Annotated in this window: 15 protein-coding genes and 2 pseudogenes; 12 read left to right on the forward strand and 5 right to left on the reverse strand. The window is 42.1% G+C overall.

The features are described 5' to 3' along the window. Positions 1 to 21 precede the first annotated feature (21 nt). Positions 22 to 1,824, reverse strand: coding sequence for a 30S ribosomal protein S1 (gene rpsA / locus H8S63_RS11500; protein ID WP_007757364.1), 1,803 nt, complete (start codon positions 1,822 to 1,824; stop codon positions 22 to 24). A 145-nt stretch (positions 1,825 to 1,969) separates the two neighbouring features. Further along, positions 1,970 to 4,177 (reverse strand): DUF5686 family protein, encoded by a 2,208-nt coding sequence (locus H8S63_RS11505; RefSeq protein WP_186926855.1) that lies wholly within the window; start codon positions 4,175 to 4,177, stop codon positions 1,970 to 1,972. A 538-nt stretch (positions 4,178 to 4,715) separates the two neighbouring features. Between H8S63_RS11505 and H8S63_RS11510 the strand changes: the two genes are divergently transcribed. The 4 genes and pseudogenes from H8S63_RS11510 to H8S63_RS11520 all read left to right on the forward strand — a co-directional run. After that, on the forward strand, positions 4,716 to 6,905 hold the full coding sequence (locus H8S63_RS11510) for a glutamine synthetase III (protein ID WP_007765217.1): 2,190 nt from the start codon (positions 4,716 to 4,718) through the stop codon (positions 6,903 to 6,905). Between the two features lie 116 nt (positions 6,906 to 7,021). Beyond that, complete coding sequence (locus H8S63_RS11515) at positions 7,022 to 7,723, forward strand: Crp/Fnr family transcriptional regulator (RefSeq protein ID WP_186926856.1); 702 nt, start codon at positions 7,022 to 7,024, stop codon at positions 7,721 to 7,723. A gap of 33 nt (positions 7,724 to 7,756) precedes the next feature. Next, a pseudogene (locus H8S63_RS20100) lies at positions 7,757 to 7,864 on the forward strand (RNA polymerase sigma-70 factor); the annotation flags it as partial. A gap of 31 nt (positions 7,865 to 7,895) precedes the next feature. Continuing rightward, a pseudogene (locus H8S63_RS11520) lies at positions 7,896 to 8,245 on the forward strand (thioredoxin family protein); the annotation flags it as partial. A 135-nt stretch (positions 8,246 to 8,380) separates the two neighbouring features. On the opposite strand, the gene trxB reads toward H8S63_RS11520, so the two are convergent. The 3 genes from trxB to H8S63_RS11535 are packed head-to-tail and all read right to left on the reverse strand — an operon-like array spanning position 8,381 to position 12,530. After that, positions 8,381 to 9,331 (reverse strand): thioredoxin-disulfide reductase, encoded by a 951-nt coding sequence (gene trxB / locus H8S63_RS11525; RefSeq protein ID WP_007757353.1) that lies wholly within the window; start codon positions 9,329 to 9,331, stop codon positions 8,381 to 8,383. Between the two features lie 39 nt (positions 9,332 to 9,370). Then, positions 9,371 to 10,018, reverse strand: a complete 648-nt coding sequence (locus H8S63_RS11530; RefSeq protein ID WP_022275977.1) for a LolA-like putative outer membrane lipoprotein chaperone — start codon at positions 10,016 to 10,018, stop codon at positions 9,371 to 9,373. A 19-nt stretch (positions 10,019 to 10,037) separates the two neighbouring features. After that, complete coding sequence (locus H8S63_RS11535) at positions 10,038 to 12,530, reverse strand: DNA translocase FtsK (protein WP_186926857.1); 2,493 nt, start codon at positions 12,528 to 12,530, stop codon at positions 10,038 to 10,040. A gap of 125 nt (positions 12,531 to 12,655) precedes the next feature. Between H8S63_RS11535 and H8S63_RS11540 the strand changes: the two genes are divergently transcribed. The 8 genes from H8S63_RS11540 to H8S63_RS11570 all read left to right on the forward strand — a co-directional run bounded on the left by H8S63_RS11540 (position 12,656) and on the right by H8S63_RS11570 (position 19,460). After that, positions 12,656 to 13,306 carry a DUF5063 domain-containing protein gene (locus tag H8S63_RS11540; protein WP_186926858.1) on the forward strand — a complete coding sequence of 217 codons (651 nt, stop codon included), beginning with the start codon at positions 12,656 to 12,658 and terminating at the stop codon, positions 13,304 to 13,306. Between the two features lie 6 nt (positions 13,307 to 13,312). Further along, on the forward strand, positions 13,313 to 13,957 hold the full coding sequence (locus H8S63_RS11545) for a 3'-5' exonuclease (RefSeq protein ID WP_007757345.1): 645 nt from the start codon (positions 13,313 to 13,315) through the stop codon (positions 13,955 to 13,957). 6 nt (positions 13,958 to 13,963) lie between these two features. Next, positions 13,964 to 15,142 carry a class I SAM-dependent rRNA methyltransferase gene (locus H8S63_RS11550; RefSeq protein WP_007765161.1) on the forward strand — a complete coding sequence of 393 codons (1,179 nt, stop codon included), beginning with the start codon at positions 13,964 to 13,966 and terminating at the stop codon, positions 15,140 to 15,142. A gap of 378 nt (positions 15,143 to 15,520) precedes the next feature. Beyond that, on the forward strand, positions 15,521 to 15,919 hold the full coding sequence (locus H8S63_RS20105; protein ID WP_070099487.1) for a hypothetical protein: 399 nt from the start codon (positions 15,521 to 15,523) through the stop codon (positions 15,917 to 15,919). Positions 15,920 to 16,108: 189 nt separating this feature from the next. After that, positions 16,109 to 16,804 carry a hypothetical protein gene (locus tag H8S63_RS20110; protein ID WP_229102205.1) on the forward strand — a complete coding sequence of 232 codons (696 nt, stop codon included), beginning with the start codon at positions 16,109 to 16,111 and terminating at the stop codon, positions 16,802 to 16,804. Between the two features lies 1 nt (position 16,805). Further along, positions 16,806 to 17,081, forward strand: coding sequence for a hypothetical protein (locus tag H8S63_RS11560; RefSeq protein ID WP_186926859.1), 276 nt, complete (start codon positions 16,806 to 16,808; stop codon positions 17,079 to 17,081). Between the two features lie 295 nt (positions 17,082 to 17,376). Beyond that, complete coding sequence (locus H8S63_RS11565) at positions 17,377 to 17,973, forward strand: DUF3575 domain-containing protein (RefSeq protein ID WP_186926860.1); 597 nt, start codon at positions 17,377 to 17,379, stop codon at positions 17,971 to 17,973. 38 nt (positions 17,974 to 18,011) lie between these two features. Then, positions 18,012 to 19,460, forward strand: a complete 1,449-nt coding sequence (locus H8S63_RS11570; protein WP_186926861.1) for a hypothetical protein — start codon at positions 18,012 to 18,014, stop codon at positions 19,458 to 19,460. Positions 19,461 to 19,481 lie beyond the last annotated feature (21 nt).

Genomic DNA, 19,481 nt, shown 5'->3' on the forward strand with positions numbered 1-19,481 from the left:
TTTATTTAGAAATACTTTTTATTATTTCTTTCCTTCCAACTGTTCTTTCAATGCAGCAAGAGCGTCGATATCGCCCAGCGTAGTTGAAGCAGCCTGGTTTTGGATCATCGGAGAATCTTCTCTCTTGTTGCTAGAAGATGACTTCTTAGCACCAGAAGCAGCTTTCTTTTCTGCTCTTTCTTCAGCCTTAGCTACATCTTCGAAGATACGGCTGTGAGACAGGATGATTCTCTTAGCGTCTTTGTTGAACTCGATCACTTTGAATTCAAGTTTCTCATCCAACTGTGCTTGTGAACCGTCTTCTTTTACAAGGTGTTTCGGAGTTGCGAAACCTTCTACACCGTAAGGAAGAGCCACAACAGCACCCTTATCCAACATTTCGATGATTGTACCTTCGTGTACAGAACCTACAGTGAACACAGTTTCGAATACATCCCAAGGATTTTCTTCGAGTTGTTTGTGGCCGAGGCTCAAACGACGGTTTTCTTTGTCGATTTCCAATACCTGAACTTCGATATCAGCACCAATCTGAGTAAATTCTGATGGGTGTTTTACTTTCTTAGTCCAAGAAAGGTCAGAGATATGGATCAAGCCGTCAACACCTTCTTCGATTTCTACGAATACACCGAAGTTAGTGAAGTTACGAACTTTTGCAGTATGCTTAGAACCTACAGGATACTTTTCTTCGATAGTTTCCCATGGATCTTGTTTCAGTTGTTTGATACCCAAAGACATCTTACGTTCTTCGCGGTCAAGTGTCAGCACAACAGCTTCTACTTCGTCGCCTACCTTCATGAAATCTTGTGCAGAACGCAGGTGTTGGCTCCAAGACATTTCTGAAACGTGGATCAAACCTTCTACGCCCGGAGCGATTTCGATGAATGCACCGTAGTCAGCCATAACAACCACTTTACCTTTCACCTTGTCACCAACCTTCAAGTCAGTATCAAGAGCATCCCATGGGTGCGGAGTCAGTTGTTTCAAACCAAGAGCGATACGTTTCTTTTCGTCATCGAAGTCAAGGATAACAACGTTGAGCTTCTGATCCAATTCAACCACCTCTTTCGGATCGCTAACACGTCCCCAAGAAAGGTCAGTGATGTGGATCAAACCGTCTACGCCACCAAGGTCGATGAATACACCGTAAGATGTGATATTTTTAACAGTTCCTTCAAGAACCTGTCCTTTTTCAAGTTTACCGATAATTTCTTTCTTCTGTTGTTCCAGTTCAGCTTCGATAAGAGCCTTGTGAGATACAACAACGTTTTTGAATTCCTGGTTGATTTTAACCACTTTGAATTCCATTGTTTTGCCAACGAATACATCATAGTCGCGGATCGGTTTAACGTCGATTTGAGAACCCGGCAAGAATGCTTCGATTCCGAATACGTCTACGATCATACCACCCTTAGTGCGGCACTTGATGTAACCCTTGATAATTTCTTCATTTTCCAGAGCAGCGTTAACGCGATCCCAAGAACGAGTAGCGCGGGCTTTTCTGTGTGACAGAACGAGCTGTCCTTTTTTGTCTTCCTGGTTCTCGATGTATACTTCTACAGTATCACCTACTTTCAGGTCCGGATTGTAACGGAATTCATTCAAAGGGATGATACCGTCTGATTTGTAACCGATGTTCACAACTACTTCACGCTTGTTCATTGCGATTACGGTTCCGTCAACAACCTCACGGTCATTCACTTTGTTAAGCGTACCGTCGTAAGCTTTTTCCAGTTCATCGTGGCTGACGTTGGTTACTGTTTCGCCATTTTCATAAGCATCCCAGTTGAAGTCTTCAATAGGAGCTACGTTCTTTAAGTTTTCCATTAATAAATAAATTGTTTAATACTTTAATTAAATAAGACATTATATTATCTATAAATCGGGCGCAAAGGTAGGAATATTTTCTTGATTGACAAAAGAATGGTTAAATAAAAGATGCCTGCAATCCCCTTTTTTCTGAGAAAAAACATCATCGGTTGAACAACTCAAACGTGAACTTACAGCCTATTCCTCCAAATTTCCAGTTTTCGCTGCTCACAAAAACTCCAAAATCAAAGATATGCGTACCAATGCCATACCCTACTTCCAGATAAGGCTGAAGGTGCGGCATAGTGAGCGCACCGACATAAATGCGTTCATTTTGCACATAACGGGTGTACTTCATCAGATGTCTCAATATAAGGAACGGGGCTTCGTAAGTAAAATGCCCGCGCACATACCGGCGGGAAGAGTTGTACCAGCGTCCGTCAAGCACTTGGAATACTCCGCCGATTTCGTCATTCCAACCTACGGGAAGATTGTGACGGGAAAAATTGGCAAAGTCAACAAAATATAACTCATCCTGATTAGTAAACGCTCCGAAGCCGAAACGATAATAAATATTACGCATCAATCCCAAACGGATTTGATGCTGGAGATCAAATTCTATTCTTTCGTATTCGCCCGTACTCTTGAATACGCCTTTGATTCCCCGTTCATAATCAACCGATAAAGTAGGATACAATGAACGCAGATTTATCTTCCGCTTCCCGTTCATATAATAATAGAGTCCCGGTGTCCATTCCACCCGGACACGAGGGGCGAAACTTATATAAGTATTCTTGAATTTGTCCATAAACTCCGGAGGAGGCATCGGATAATCACCGGTTATCACAAAACGTGAAGGTTCTACGGCAGTTCTCTTATGGGCAGAGAAACCGACACTGACATCCAATCCATTGACAACCTCGACTGTATGGCGGAAATTGAAATACAAGTCCTTGAAATAATCAAGATGAATCAAGTTGAAATTGAATATACTGTCCGGCATGGCTTTCAGTTCATCCAGCACCTTACTGCTATAAATTCGGTTACCATTCCCCACATTCAAGCGGACAAATCCCCGTTTCTGCGGCCAGTACTCAAAATCTGCGTTCAATGACCAATAAAACTCCTTGCGTGTGAAATTATATCCGAGTTTAGGAACAATACGGAGCAGTTTATCTCCCCTAAAAAGACGGTTATAACGAAAATCCTGCCGATATGACAAGCCATTGCTTCCACTATAACTGAACAATAGAGGATTAATGAATGGAGAAAAACGTACACTTCCGATATTAGCCAGATTGAATTTATAGTCCTCTACCATCAAGTCACCCACCGTTCCCCAGAAAGCCTGACTTTTGGATGGCTTATGCGTTGTCGCCGTGTCACGCCTGAGCAGGTAATCACGGTAGAGTTTCTTCTCACTCTCACTCAATGGAATAGGACGCATGACAGCAAAGGTCGAAGCATCCGTCTTGTAAGCATTCGTATCACACTGCAAGGAGAATGATTCCGACAAGTTATACTTTTTCTTTTCTTTCTTGCGTACTTTCTTTTCTTTCAGTTCAATCGATTTATAATTCAAAGAAGCGGTATAATTGCCATCTACCCTATTTCCGAGAAACTTGAAAAGTGCCTCCACATTGTAACGGACCGGCAAAAATTCATCTTTCTTACCCACCTCTCCCATCTTAATCCAACATGTAAATGTTATCAGCTCCGACCGTCCCGAAAAACGTATTTCCCGGACACTCCAGACATTACTGCTGACAATCATATAGCCGCCGACCAACTGATCGCTTTTTGTCCGAGGGATAAAGCGTATCCGGTAATCGAGATTATTGGGATCTCCCATCACACTATCTATCTGATATTTATAATATTTCTGTCCGTTCTTGGCAAGCGGCGACAGCAACCGTTCATCATTCAGCAGCGAAGACGAATAGATATTGACACTGAAATATTCAAGCAAACCCGGCAGTCCTCTGTTTCCCCGCACAGTACCTTGATAAGCTTTTACTTTTTGATCGTAAATATTAGGAGCCGTATAATGAAGATCACTGTAAGTTTCGAGCAAATATTCGCGTACACCTTTCTGCAGACGGAACATAGAGGGCACATAGCGAAGAATAAAATTCTTTTTCTGGATATCCATCTTACCTTTTATATATAGGCTGGCACGATAATCACTGACGATCGTTTCATACAAAGGGGCAAAGGTCATGACACGCTCTATGATGGAATCGGCGGAGATCTCCTGACGCGTATACGGATTCATTACATAATCGTGAGCCGTTCCTTTTGAAGTAAAAAAGAACAACCCCAATATGCATACTATCAATATTTTATATCTCAATCGTCGTATCTCCTTCATTAACGGAGACAAATATAAAAAAGAATATCGAAAAGCAAGAAGAGTTAGACACTAAAAAGAGTTATCAAAAGAAAACCTTCACATGGCATAAATACATAACTGTACGGAAATAAACAGATTTGTGTCCGAACAACTCATATTTTCTATACTCCCTCTTGCTTTTTACTGATTAATTTCGTATCTTTAGTGGTTTCCATCCTTTCAGATATAGATGGTCATCTTGCATAATGACTAATATCACGTTATAAGCAGACTAATGTCACGTTACAATGTGACATTGGTCACCATGTAAGGGGACCACTACTCGGGTGCATAAACTATTATAGTTTTCTGCACTGCAATTTCAAATTCCCTGCACAGAATAACCTTAAAGACTACGAATCATCACCGGACGAATCAAACTAAAGGAGTACAATCCTAAGAAGGGGGTATACGTCCAAAAACACATCTATTTTCAAAAATACCCCCTTTAAAATAGGGGTACTTTCAGAAAAAACATATATTTTTGCACCATCAACCGATAAAAAGAAGACCATTTATGTCTAAAATGAGATTTTTTGCATTACAAGAACTTTCCAACCGGAAACCTTTGGAAGTGACTGCCCCTTCCAACAAACTCTCTGATTATTATGGCAGCCATGTGTTCGATCGCAAAAAGATGCAGGAGTATCTTCCCAAAGAAGCCTATAAAGCTGTCATCGATGCCATCGAAAAAGGTACACCTATCAGCCGCGAAGTGGCAGACCTCGTTGCCAACGGCATGAAAAGCTGGGCAAAGTCACTCAACGTCACACATTACACGCACTGGTTCCAACCTTTGACGGACGGAACAGCCGAAAAGCATGACGGCTTTATCGAATTCGGAGAAGACGGTGGAGTAATTGAACGTTTTTCGGGAAAATTGCTGATCCAACAAGAACCCGATGCTTCCTCTTTCCCTAACGGTGGTATCCGCAATACTTTCGAGGCACGCGGTTACACAGCATGGGATGTTTCCTCACCTGCGTTCGTAGTAGATACGACTCTCTGTATCCCGACCATCTTCATCTCTTATACAGGAGAGGCGCTAGACTACAAGACTCCGCTACTGAAAGCACTAGCCGCTGTAGATAAAGCTGCAACGGAAGTCTGCCAGTTATTCGACAAGAATATTACACGTGTATATACGAATCTGGGATGGGAACAGGAATATTTCCTTGTGGACTCTTCCTTATATAATGCACGCCCCGATCTTTGCCTGACAGGACGGACTCTGATGGGACATTCTTCCGCCAAAGACCAACAGCTGGAAGACCATTACTTCGGTTCTATTCCTCCACGTGTCACTGCCTTTATGAAGGAACTCGAAATTGAATGCCATAAGCTGGGGATTCCCGCCAAAACCCGTCACAACGAAGTAGCTCCCAATCAATTCGAGTTGGCTCCTATCTTCGAAAACTGTAATCTGGCGAACGACCACAACCAGCTCGTCATGGACTTGATGAAACGAATCGCCCGCAAACATCACTTCAACGTACTTTTACACGAGAAACCTTATAACGGAGTCAATGGTTCCGGCAAGCATAACAACTGGTCTCTTTGTACCGACACAGGTATCAACCTGTTTGCTCCGGGAAAGAATCCGAAAGGGAATATGTTATTCCTGACTTTCCTCGTCAACGTATTGATGATGGTCTATAAGAACCAGAACCTGCTGCGCGCCTCCATCATGAGTGCCAGCAACAGCCACCGTCTGGGGGCCAACGAAGCTCCTCCCGCCATCCTGTCCTGCTTTTTGGGTTCGCAACTCTCCGCCACTCTCGACGAAATTGTCCGCCAAGTAGGAAACGATAAAATGACACCGGAAGAAAAGACTACACTGAAACTGGGTATCGGACGTATTCCTGAGATTTTGCTCGATACAACCGACCGCAACCGTACTTCTCCTTTCGCTTTCACCGGAAATCGTTTCGAATTCCGCGCCGCAGGTTCGTCTTCCAACTGCGCTGCCGCAATGATAGCTATCAACGCTGCCATGGCAAATCAATTGAACGAGTTCCGTGCATCGGTAGAGAAACTGATGGAAGAAGGAGTTGGAAAAGACGAAGCCATTTTCCGGTTGCTGAAAGAAACAATCATCGCTTCCGAACCAATCCGTTTCGAAGGCGACGGTTACTCCGAAGAATGGAAACAGGAAGCCGCGCGACGCGGACTGACCAATATTTGCCACGTTCCGGAAGCATTGATGCATTACGTCGACAATCAGTCTAAATCGGTGCTTATCGGCGAACGTATCTTTAACGAAACCGAATTGAACAGCCGTCTGGAGGTGGAACTGGAAAAATATACCATGAAGGTTCAGATTGAAGGCCGCGTATTGGGTGACCTTGCTATCAACCACATTGTACCGACCGCGGTTGCCTATCAGAACCGTTTGCTTGAAAACCTTCGCGGACTGAAAGAAATATTCCCGGCTGAAGAATACGAAGTATTGAGTGCCGACCGCAAAGAACTGATCCGTGAGATTTCACACCGGGTGACTTCCATTAAAGTATTGGTTCGCGAAATGACTGAGGCACGAAAAGTTGCCAACCACATGGACAACTACAAAGATAGAGCCTTTGCATACGAAGAAAAGGTACGCCCGTATCTTGACCAGATTCGCGACCACATCGACCACTTGGAGATGGAAGTGGACGATGAAATATGGCCATTGCCTAAATACAGGGAACTGTTATTTACCAAATAAAACGTCCGTAAGATTGCACGAAAGCTCTCACTTTTGTGCAATCTTTTTATAGATTCGTTCATTTTTTCATTTTTTATTTCTACTTTTGTGCTGTATAACACAGTTTTGTAGCACTCATGGTAAAAATGAATATGTCAGACATCGATATTTCGGAACCGTTATCCGATATGTTAGCTCCTCTAAACAATGAACAAAAGGAGTTTCTGATGAATAATTATACGATTCAAACCTACAAAAAAAATGAAACCATTTACTGTGAAGGAGAAACGCCATCGCATCTAATGTGTCTTATCAACGGTAAAGTCAAAATCTTCAAAGATGGTGTAGGAGGTAGAAGTCAGATTATTCGTATGATTAAGCCACACGAATATTTTGCATATCGTGCTTATTTTGCCAAAGAGGATTTTGTTACTGCCGCAGCAGCTTTCGAACCTTCTGTTGTTTGCTTGATTCCCATGAGTGCCATCATGACTTTAGTTACCCAGAACAATGACCTGGCCATGTTCTTTATCCGCCAGCTTTCCATTGATCTCGGCATTTCTGACGAACGAACCGTCAACCTGACACAAAAACACATTCGAGGACGTTTGGCCGAATCTCTGATTTTCTTGAAAGAAAGTTATGGACTGGAAGAAGACGGCTCTACCCTAAGTATTTACTTATCACGCGAGGATCTGGCAAATCTGTCGAATATGACCACTTCGAATGCCATCCGCACGCTGTCACAATTCGCTACGGAACGGCTGATTACAATCGACGGAAGAAAGATCAAAATCATCGAAGAAGAAAAGTTAAAGAAAATAAGCAAGATTGGGTAAGAGTGTTCCTACACCAATCACTCCACCCTAAAAGTGAACATACATATAGAAAATATAATTGCAGACATAAAACGTGGCAACAAACAGGCTTTCAAAAAGCTATTTGATGACTACTACCCTATTCTTTGTGTTTTCTCCAACTAGTATATCGAAGACAAAGAAGTTTGCAAAGATATTGCACAAGATGTATTTCCAGCCGTTCGATCTAGCTCCTATCCCGGAAAATGAATCGAAAGTGATAGAAATAAAAGTAGAAAACGGCAAGCTGGCTCCCATCACCCGGCAGTTCTTCATCGACCACATTTTCGACTTCCGCAAATGGAAAAAATGGCGGAGCAATACAAAGGGAAAGTGATGTTCTACAAAGTGAATGCAGACAAAGAAAAGGATTTATGCAATCACTTTGGTGTACAGGCATTGCCTACTTTATTCTTCATACCTGCAAGCGGCAAACCGATTATTGAAGTCGGAGCTACTCCGGAGAAGTACGTACAAATCATCGAAGAACAACTACTGAAATAGAAAGATAAAATAATTGCAAGTACTTTTAGTACAAATACTTCATAATGACTGCCCCCTAAAAGTTTTTTATTCAACTTTTAGGGGGCAGTTCAAATAAGTTTTAAGTTCCGTCTTTTCCTCTAATGCAACAAACTATCAAATCTTCCCAATCGAAGAAAGATAACGCTCCGCCTCAATAGCCGCCTTGCAGCCACTTCCCGCAGCAGTAATAGCCTGGCGGTAATGCGGATCGGCAACATCTCCTGCAGCAAATACTCCCGGCACTTTCGTACGTGGGCTATCTCCATCCGTGATAATGTAACCTACTTCATCCGTATCGATATAGTCTTTGAATATATCCGAGTTCGGTTTATGACCGATAGCCAGGAAGAAACCATCGATAGGCAGGCTGTAACGTTCTTCATCAGGTTCGCCCCAACGTTTTACAAGGTTCACCCCTTCTACTCCATTATCACCATACAAACCAACAGCGTTGTGTTCAAAAAGCACTTCAATCTTCTCGTGATTCATCACACGCTCCTGCATAATCTTTGATGCACGCAGGAAAGGTTTGCGGACAATCAGATATACTTTAGATGCCAGACCGGCAAGATAAACAGCCTCTTCACAAGCTGTATCACCACCGCCGACAACAGCCACGATTTTCTTACGATAAAAGAAACCGTCACAAGTGGCACAAGCGCTGACACCCATTCCGGCATATTTCTTTTCATCTTCCAACCCCAGATATTTAGCAGTAGCTCCAGTAGCGATAATCAATGCTTCCGTTTCTATTTCTTTCTCACCGTCAATCGTAATCTTATAAGGCGCTTTGCTTAAGTCTGCCGCAGTCGCAATGCCAAAACGGACATCGGCTCCAAAACGGCTGGCCTGAGCACGTAGATCTTCCATCAATTGCGGACCGCTGATTCCTTCCGGATAACCGGGAAAGTTCTCTACGTCCGTAGTCGTTGTCAACTGACCGCCGGGTTGCAACCCTTCATAAAGCACCGGACATAAGTTTGCACGTCCTGCATAAATCGCTGCCGTGTATCCGGCAGGTCCTGAACCAATAATCAGGCATTTAACTTTTTCTATTTCTGCCATTTTATTATACCTTTATCGTTTTATTTAATCAAAAACATTTTATCTCAAATCTATAATTTCCGCACTCGGATATTGCTTTCTGTCAAAAGTGAAAAGAGTATCCGCATACTTCTGTCCGGTCTGATACCCCGTAACGGTAATCGCGTTACGTGTCGGATGCGCACGTTGCTGAAGCAATATATATAAAGGTTCGTATCTCTCTTTCGTCACATAAAGAGTAATGCGTTCCAAATCCTGTGCCTTGTCTTTGGCCGTCAACACCACTTCCCAAATGGCTTTGCCACGAAAAGTTTTCATTGTTCCCAGCTTATAAGAGAATCCTTTCTGATACATATAAAGAAATGTATAAGGATTGATTTGCTGCAACTCTTCCTGAGTCGGGTTGCTAACATTCACTTCATCATTCTTCGCTACATAACTCCACTGCGTTTTCCCATCAAACCAGGTTACAATATCGGTTGTTTTCAATACGAATTTCTCTCCTTTCAATTGGATCGTTCCATGCTCGACACCTTCTATCAGACCATCCGTTATAACCTTTACCGTAAAATCAGCCTTCACTCCTCCTGCTTTCCGAAAAGCCTCAGCAGTTTTATCCAGAATACTCTTAGCCTGCGACTGCTGTTGTTGAGCAATCACAGGCAATGACAGTAAAGCTATTAAAACACTAAAAATGTACTTTTTCATTTGATTTATAAACGAACTGTTACTGCAAATTGTTCAAACGCATTTCAAGGTCATTATCATCAACACACAAGACGTCACGCGCCTTGCTGCCTTGCGTAGGGCCCACGATACCTGCTTTCTCCAACTGATCCATAATACGTCCTGCACGATTGTATCCGATAGCAAATTTACGTTGGATTAACGAAGTAGAACCTTGCTGATGAATAACGACTAATCGGGCGGCATCTTCAAACAAAGGATCAAGACGCCCCATATCAATATCCCCTACCTCATTACCACCATCCTCACTCACATATTCAGGCAAAAAGAACGGAGTAGGATAACCTTGCTGACGGGCAATGAACTTCGTTATTTCTTCCACTTCCGGCGTATCAATAAAAGCGCACTGCACACGTACCGGATCAGCTCCCTGTAAGAAAAGCATATCTCCCTTACCAATCAACCGGTTCGCGCCCGGACGGTCAAGGATAGTACGTGAGTCCATCATAGCAGATACACGGAAAGCGATACGTGCCGGGAAATTGGCCTTAATCGTACCCGTAATAATATTCGTAGTCGGACGCTGTGTAGCGATAATCATGTGAATGCCGACAGCACGTGCCAACTGTGCGATTCGCGCAATCGGAAGTTCCACTTCCTTACCTGCCGTCATGATCAAATCACCGAACTCGTCAATCACAACTACGATATACGGCATAAACTTATGTCCCTTTTCCGGATTCAGGCGGCGATTGATAAACTTTTCGTTATACTCTCTGATATTACGCACATGAGCCATCTTCAGAAGGTCGTAACGAGTATCCATTTCCACACAAACCGAATTCAAAGTTTGTACCACTTTAGTTACATCCGTAATAATCGGTTCACCTCCATCCGGAAGTTTAGCCAGAAAATGATTCTCAATTACCGAGTAGATACTAAATTCCACTTTCTTCGGATCGACCAGCACAAACTTCAGTTCGGCAGGATGTTTCTTATATAATAAGGAAGTGATAATCGCATTCAGCCCCACAGACTTACCCTGACCGGTCGCACCTGCCACCAACACGTGCGGCATTTTACAAAGGTCGAACATAAAGACTTCATTCGTAATAGTCTTACCCAATACGATAGGCAAATCATATTTAGACTCCTGAAACTTCTTACTTCCAATCACACTTTGACCGGAAACAATTTTCGGATTCTTGTTCGGCACTTCAATACCGATAGTTCCCTTACCCGGTATCGGAGCAATAATACGAATACCATCGGCAGACAGGCTCAATGCAATGTCATCTTCCAATCCGCGAATCTTGGAGATACGAACTCCCTGTTCCGGAGTAATCTCGTACAGCGTCACCGTAGGACCAACCGTCGCTTTAATGGTGCTGATCTCAATTCCGAAACTACGTAATGTATTGATAATACGATCTTTATTCGCATTCTGTTCGTCCATATCAATCGTAGGATCATCATTCTCAAAATGTTTCATCAAGTCGATCGTAGGAAAGCGATAGTTTTCCAAATCCTTAGTCGGGTTGTAAGGTTCCAGTTCAGGGCCCTGGTATTCCTCTTCTGTAACTGCCGGTTCCACTTCAAATCCGGGTTCTTCTTCATCTTCGGTATCCTTAGGTATCGACGGAACCGAATCTGAAACAGTCGGTTCAAATACCATCGTTACTCCTTCACTCTCATCTGCCGGAGAAGAAGGCTCATCCGGTTCTGCATGCTCTGTTGGAAACCCTTCCTCTTCTTCGGACTGGACATCCACCACAGCTGCCGGAGGAGGAGTCTGCTTATAAGTCCGTTTCAAATTGAATTCTACTTCCTGAGGTTGAGAAGTAGTAAATTCCGGATTATCTCCGCCTGCCGGAATCGTCTCAACTTCTTCTTTCTTTTTACGTTTCAGAAAACTCAAAGCAAAAAGTTTACGCAACCAGATAATCGTGCGCGCACTGATATATATAAAGAAGCAGATAGCTGTTATCAACAGAATCATCCACACACCGGGCACACCTACCTGGGAAATCAGCCAACGGCTGACATTGTATCCGTGCATTCCCCCCAGATAGATGAAAGAATCCTGATAATGCTCCATGAAAGCAAATCCAAAGAAAACGGAGAACCAGACCAGCAACAAGGTACATCCGATAAACCATTTCCACAGTCGTACGACACGTACACGCATCAACTTCAATCCCGCCACAGCCAAAAAGACAAGGATAAAGAAAGAAGAGATTCCAAAACAGTCGTTGATCAGATAACTGGCCAACTGTGCTCCGCGTGAACCAGCATAGTTCTTCACATGATTATCAACGACCGACAAATCTGCCGGATTTCCACTGTCGATAATACTCTGGTCGGCCGCTCCCGTAAAAAAGAAAGAGGAAAAAGCCAAAAGTAAATAAACAGAAAAGATAACCAACATCAGCCCAATCACAAAATGGACAGTCTCATTCTTGAATATTGCAATAATTTTGCTAGGGGAAGAGGGAGTACGTTCCGTCTCCTTATCTAATTTCTTCTTTGCCATGAGTCTTTTTATTCTTTTTATAAAACTGGGATCATAATCTAAGCTGCAAAAATAATAAAAAAATAACGAGCACTACGCTCATTCAATCCTTTTTCTTACCTTTGCGTTTCAAATCAATGCTGATTATGGAAAAAGAAAGCCAAACGATATTTGATAAGAATGTAATTGAGTTCGTAACGGTAGCCGCCGAATTTTGCGCATTCCTCGAACGTGCCGAACGCATGAAGCGTAGCGATTTCGTTGATACATCCCTTAAAATACTTCCCCTACTCTATCTCAAGGCATCTATGCTCCCCAAATGTGAGACTATCGGAGAGGGAGTGCTCGAAACGTATGTAACGGAGGAAATCTATGAGATTCTACGTATCAACCTTGCGGAATTGATGGGTGACAAGGATGATTATCTGGATGTATTCGTACAAGATATGGTTTATAGCGACCAGCCGATCAAGAAGTCCATTTCGGAAGATCTGGCGGATATCTATCAGGATATCAAAGACTTTATCTTTGTTTTCCAATTGGGGTTGAACGAAACGATGAACGATTCATTGGCTATCTGCCAGGAAAACTTCGGAATGTTATGGGGACAGAAACTGGTCAACACGTTACGCGCATTGCACGACGTAAAGTACAGCCAACAGGACGAAGAAGACAATGAAGAAGGATTTTACGAACCAAGTGACGACGGTAACTGTTGCGAAGACGATGAGTGCCATTGCCACGATGACGATTGCCACTGCCACGAAAACGGCTGTCATTGTCACCACGATGAATAAATAAAAATGATTGTAAGAAGAACTATAAATAAAGATGAAGTAAAGGAGCTCCCGAAAACGGTTTTTCCGGGACGGATTTATGTCATCCAATCGGAAACGGAAACGGAAAAAGCAGTGGCTTATCTGCAATCCCGGTCTGTAATAGGTATTGACAGCGAAACGCGCCCTTCCTTTACAAAGGGACAATCACATAAAGTGGCACTCCTTCAGATTTCGTCGGAAGAATGTTGTTTCCTGTTTCGCCTCAACATGACCGGACTGACCCGGCCGTTAGTCGATTTATTAGAGAATCCGGACGTGATAAAAGTCGGTCTCTCACTAAAGGATGACTTTATGATGTTGCACAAACGTGCTCCTTTCAACCAGCAAAATTGCATCGAATTGCAGGATTACGTACGCCAGTTCGGCATCCAGGATAAAAGTCTGCAAAAGATTTATGCAATCCTGTTCAAGGAGAAGATTTCCAAGTCACAACGCTTGTCTAATTGGGAAGCTGATGTGCTGAGCGACGGCCAAAAGCAATATGCCGCTACCGACGCATGGGCCTGCCTCAACATATACAACTTATTGCAGGAACTGAAGCAAACGGGCAATTATGAAATTGCTCCCGAAGAGAAGAAAGAAGAACATTTAATTGAATCAGATAAATAAAATATCATGCATAAAGTATACCTCAAACCCGGCAAAGAAGAGTCTCTCAAAAGATTTCACCCCTGGATTTTCTCAGGTGCTATCTCCCGTTTTGACGGAGAACCTGAAGAAGGTGAAGTAGTAGAAGTATACACCTCAAAAAAAGAATTTATAGCCGAAGGACACTTCCAAATCGGAAGTATCGCTGTACGTGTGCTTTCTTTTCAACAGGAACCTATCAATCACGATTTCTGGAAGCGTAAGCTGGAAATAGCATACGATATGCGCCGCAGTATCGGTATCGCCACGAATCCGACCAATAATACCTATCGTCTGGTACACGGTGAAGGAGACAATCTTCCCGGATTGGTTATCGATGTCTATGCCAAGACTGCCGTTATGCAGGCACATTCGGCAGGAATGCACGTAGACCGTATGGTTATTGCCGAAGCTTTGTCCGAAGTGATGGGAGATCAGATTGAAAATATCTATTATAAATCAGAGACAACCCTTCCTTTTAAAGCAGACCTTTTCCCAGAGAACGGTTTTCTGAAAGGAGGAAGCAACGATAATATCGCACAAGAATATGGCTTGAAATTCCATGTAGACTGGCTGAAAGGTCAGAAGACCGGTTTTTTTGTAGACCAACGTGAGAACCGTTCTTTATTGGAACGGTACGCCAAAGGCCGTTCAGTACTTAATATGTTCTGTTATACCGGTGGCTTCTCGTTCTACGCCATGCGTGGAGGTGCCAAGCTCGTTCATTCTGTTGACAGTTCCGCTAAAGCGATCGACCTGACAAATAAGAATGTCGAATTGAATTTTCCCGGCGATCCCCGCCATGAAGCTTTTGCCGAAGACGCTTTCAAGTATCTTGACCGTATGGGCGATCAGTATGATTTAATCATTCTTGATCCTCCTGCTTTCGCCAAACATAAAGATGCGTTACGAAATGCACTGCAAGGTTATCGGAAACTGAATGCCAAAGCTTTCGAGAAAATCAAGCCGGGCGGCATTCTGTTTACTTTCTCCTGCTCGCAAGTAGTCAGCAAGGATAATTTCCGTACAGCCGTGTTTACAGCCGCAGCTATGTCAGGACGTAGTGTACGCATTTTGCATCAACTGACCCAACCTGCCGACCATCCGGTAAACATTTATCATCCTGAAGGAGAATATCTGAAAGGGCTGGTACTCTATGTAGAATAACCGAATCCGTGTAATCTGTGGTGAAACAGCAAGTAATAGCAGAAAAAAGAAAGCTTAAAAGTTAATTAGAGTTAATAAACAGAAGTTTTATAGCAAAACATTATGTTGTATAACATAAAACCACTTATCTTTGCACTGTGTTTTTCATGGTATTAGATTTAAGGTTAACAAAGATTGGCTGTCTGGGATAGATAGCCTTTTTTTATGCCCATATATAAAGAGGAAAATTAACATTCTGATTATCAAATAATTAATTAAAGGTAGTAGAACGGATAAATAGCCGAAATAAACAAAAATAGCGGGTAACCTCTATTCTTATGTAGGCTGTTATGTAGGCAAAAAATTGGCCTACATGAGTACACGTAAAACCTAATTAAAATGTATTCGATCAACATTAAAGGAAAAGTGACCTCAAAAGACAAAAAACTGGTGAAACAGGAAATGATCTTCTTCCAAACAGGCTACAACAGAGTTTCTAAAGTGCTAAATATCACCGGTCCCATCAAAGACTGGGACAATGCGTCACAATCATTTATTTCCAAATCAAGCGATGCTATCAAAAAGAACAAGATGTTGCTTGATCTGAAATTAAAGTATCAGAAGATTGCGGAAGAATGGGAAGAGGAAGGACGTAAATGGAGTCCGGCCGAATTGGCACTTAGTCTTGATAAAAAGAAAGGGAAGGAAATGAAAGAGGAAGACCGTTCTCTGTCCGTTTCCCAGATGATTGATTATTTGATTAAAAAATTCTCTGAAAAGGAAAAAAAAGAAAAATGACAAGATTGTGAAAAGCCTGGCGAGTGTAAAGGACTATAAAATCATAAAGAAGGCTTTGGAAGAATTCACACAATAGAAATACAATAAACCATTATCCGTGTTTTATTTCAGTGACATAACAAAACAGTTCCTCTTGGATTTTGTTCTATATACACAAAAAAAGGGATTGCCAATGGTAATAAAGCAGGCTTGAACCAGAAGTTGCGTAAACTGAGAGCCATAGCCAACTATGCCAAAGGGCTGAATATGCACGGTGCTGATCCGGAAATATTCGACTGTGTGGAGGATAAGATGAAATGGCACAAGTTTGAACCGAGAACTGCTTCCAAGAGAGTGATACAGTTAATTGAGAATGTGGATAGAAGCTTGCTTACACCTAAAGAGGAATTTTGCTTGGATTTATTTCTTTTCAGTTATTACACAGGAGGTATGGTCAATGTGGATATCTGCCATTTGACGTACAATATGATTCAAGGAAACCAGGTTATCTATGAACGGATGAAATTCCCGAAAATTGGAAAACCCTTGTTGATAGAGAAATCAAAACAAATTATTGAGAAACATGAAGGTCAAGGCATTGACAACTATGTATTCCCCGTATTCACAAAAAAACATACCACAGAGGCCAAAATGCGTAATAGAGTCATTCAAATCTCTAATAGAGTCAGCAAGACGTTGACTAAAGTTTGCAATATTCTGGATATAAAAGAGAATATAACTTGGTATTCCGCACGAGATACATTTATCTCCCGTATGGTAGATGCCGGTTGTTCTCCAGCTGTTACGGCAGAACAAGCAGGAAACAGTGTTACGGTAATCTTTAAGCACTATTACAAGTTCACCGAAGGCGAAACCTTATTGACAAAAATGAATTCTGTATTCTAAAGTGGCAATCAATAAGTTAGAATTTCCGGATATTTTAATGGATGAAGCCGGATTTGACAGGGCTATTGTTTTATTATTCGGGAAGTTTCGCTATCATTGTTACAATGAAGACGCCAGGCTGGGTATGATTCCTGCCGTCTTCATACCCAGCCTGGAAATAGACGGGGGATATACATATTACACGTTCGCTGAACGTCTTGGAATAGAAAAACTTGCACTTTTCAAAAAGGCAGGATGTATACGCAATGTTCATGCTGTGTATACTTATATAAAATGAGTTCACGCTGTTCTTTTGGGTACAAGGCGAGCATAACCATTTTTTCAATCTGAACTATTATGCCGGTCTTGAGGATGATGCAGACATGGGGATAAGAATGATAACTTCTTTTCGAATTTATGATAATATTAAAAAGAATATCTGTCTGGCTACCTTGTATAAACAAAAAGACTGTTTTACATAATTCTATGTCTAATGTATATAATAAAAATACGATTGCTCATTTTTAATTTTGCAGCATCATAATTAACATCATAAAACAAGTATTTTTATCTCAAAAACAATCAGCGACAATATGAAAAAAATATGCTTTTTTTTCTTTCTGCTGTTCAGCTTGCAGTCTTTCTCACAGAAGGTTGTGCTAAAAAACAACCTTGTCTATGATGCCCTGCTGACACCCAATCTTTCTGTAGAGTTTTCCCTAGGGAAGAAATGGACCTTGGATACCCAAATCGGTATGAATTTCTTTTTTTATGAAAATGATGCCACGGCAAACGGTTACAAAACAAAGAAATGGAGTCACTGGCTTGTACAGCCGGAGATAAGATATTGGACCTGTGAAACATTCAATGGCTGGTTTCTTGGCCTTCATGCCCATGGAGGGCAGATGAATGTGGGAGGCATAAATATTCCTTTTATTATTCAAAACCACTCCAAAGAAATGAAAGATTACCGTTATGAGGGGTATTTTTACGGTGGGGGTATTAGTACGGGCTACCACTGGATACTGTCCAACAGATTCAGTGTAGAGGCATCCTTAGGACTGGGCTATGCGCGTGTTAAATATGACAGGTTCAGATGTACTTCTTGTGGGAAAAAGGATGGTAAGGGGAAAGCTGATTATCTGGGACCTACAAAGCTTGCCGTTTCGATTATCTATATAATTAAATAAATGATGCTTTGCATATATAAACATTAAAAACAGAATCAATGAAACCAATACAATATTATATAGGAATACTCTCTGTGCTGGGATATGTATACTGTTTACCGGTGGTAGGACAGGTGGAGGATAAGGTTGTCAGAAAGGGGAATCCTCGTTTGGAATATACAGATGTGAAGACTGGACGTAGCCCGGAAGGGAAAATGTTTACCGTTTCTTTCAATATAGTAGAATCTATCAATCGGTTGAGGACACAGGAAATTGTTTATATCTATCCTTCTCTGGTATCTTCTGACGGCAATATCAGGACTGCTTTCTCGCCTTTGTGTATTTCCGGAAAGAAAAGATACAAAGTTGTTGCCCGTAAGGAAAGACTGGGTGGTAACCCGGGTACATTACTTCCTGTGAAGGATATTCACAGTTCCAAAGATTTGAGGGAACCTGGAATCTCCGTCAAGGAAGCATTGCCTTTTGAACGTTGGATGGCTTCCGGCCATCTCTTTCTTCGTGAAGAGGTGTATGGATGTGCCGAGTGCGGTAAAGGTGTGAGCCAGTTGAATATACCGGTAACCGGGATAGACCTTTTTGGCCCGGAAGACTATAAATACATTTTTTATACTCCGGAAAAGGTGGAGATAAAATGTTATGAAGAAGAATTTGACTGTAAGGTCACTTTCAAATCCGCACAGCATGGACTTCTTCTTGGATTTGGTAAAAATCAAGAAGAATTAGCCCGTCTGGATGATTTTGTATCCAAAGGGCTTCGGATCAAAGGGGCTAGGCTTCGTGAGGTACATATCATGGGATACGCTTCTCCGGAAGGTGAGTTTAGCTATAATAAACATTTGGCGGAACGTCGTACTCATACGCTTTCTTATTATGTACTGAGTAAGTACCCGCAGCTCAAGAAAGCCTCCATATACGAAATAGAAGGGGTGGGTGAAGACTGGAAAGGCTTGGAAAATATTATAAACGTATCTTCTTTGGCATATAAGGATGAAATTTTATCCGCTATTAAGAGGCATCATACGGATGTGGCCCGTGAAGCGGCTATACGCTCTTTAGATGAGGGAAAGGTTTATGCGGAGTTGCTTTCCACAGTTTATCCCACTTTGCGCCGTACCGTTTTTCACATGGGATTTGATGTTCGTTCCTATACGGATGACGAATTGGAGGAAATGTTTATTACCGTTCCCGGATGCCTGAGCCAGTATGAGATGTGTAGGTTGGCGCAACAGTATGTCGAACAGGGAAAAAATCCGGTAAACATATACAAGAAGGCTTATGAACAGTTTGCACTTGATCCGCTGGCGGCACTCAACTATGCCAATGCGCTTTTAAAGTATGAAAAGGATGCGGATAAGGCTCTGATGATATTGGACACAGTAAAGAGTGACAGCCGTTCTATTTATCCTATGGCAATTGCCCATAGTATGAAAGGAGACTGGCAGAAGGCGGAGGAATTACTGGAAAAAGACATGGAGTCCCGGGAATGAAAACTTCTGGACTTTCCATGA

This window comes from Bacteroides sp. NSJ-39 (assembly GCF_014287315.1).
GTDB lineage: Bacteria > Bacteroidota > Bacteroidia > Bacteroidales > Bacteroidaceae > Bacteroides > Bacteroides finegoldii.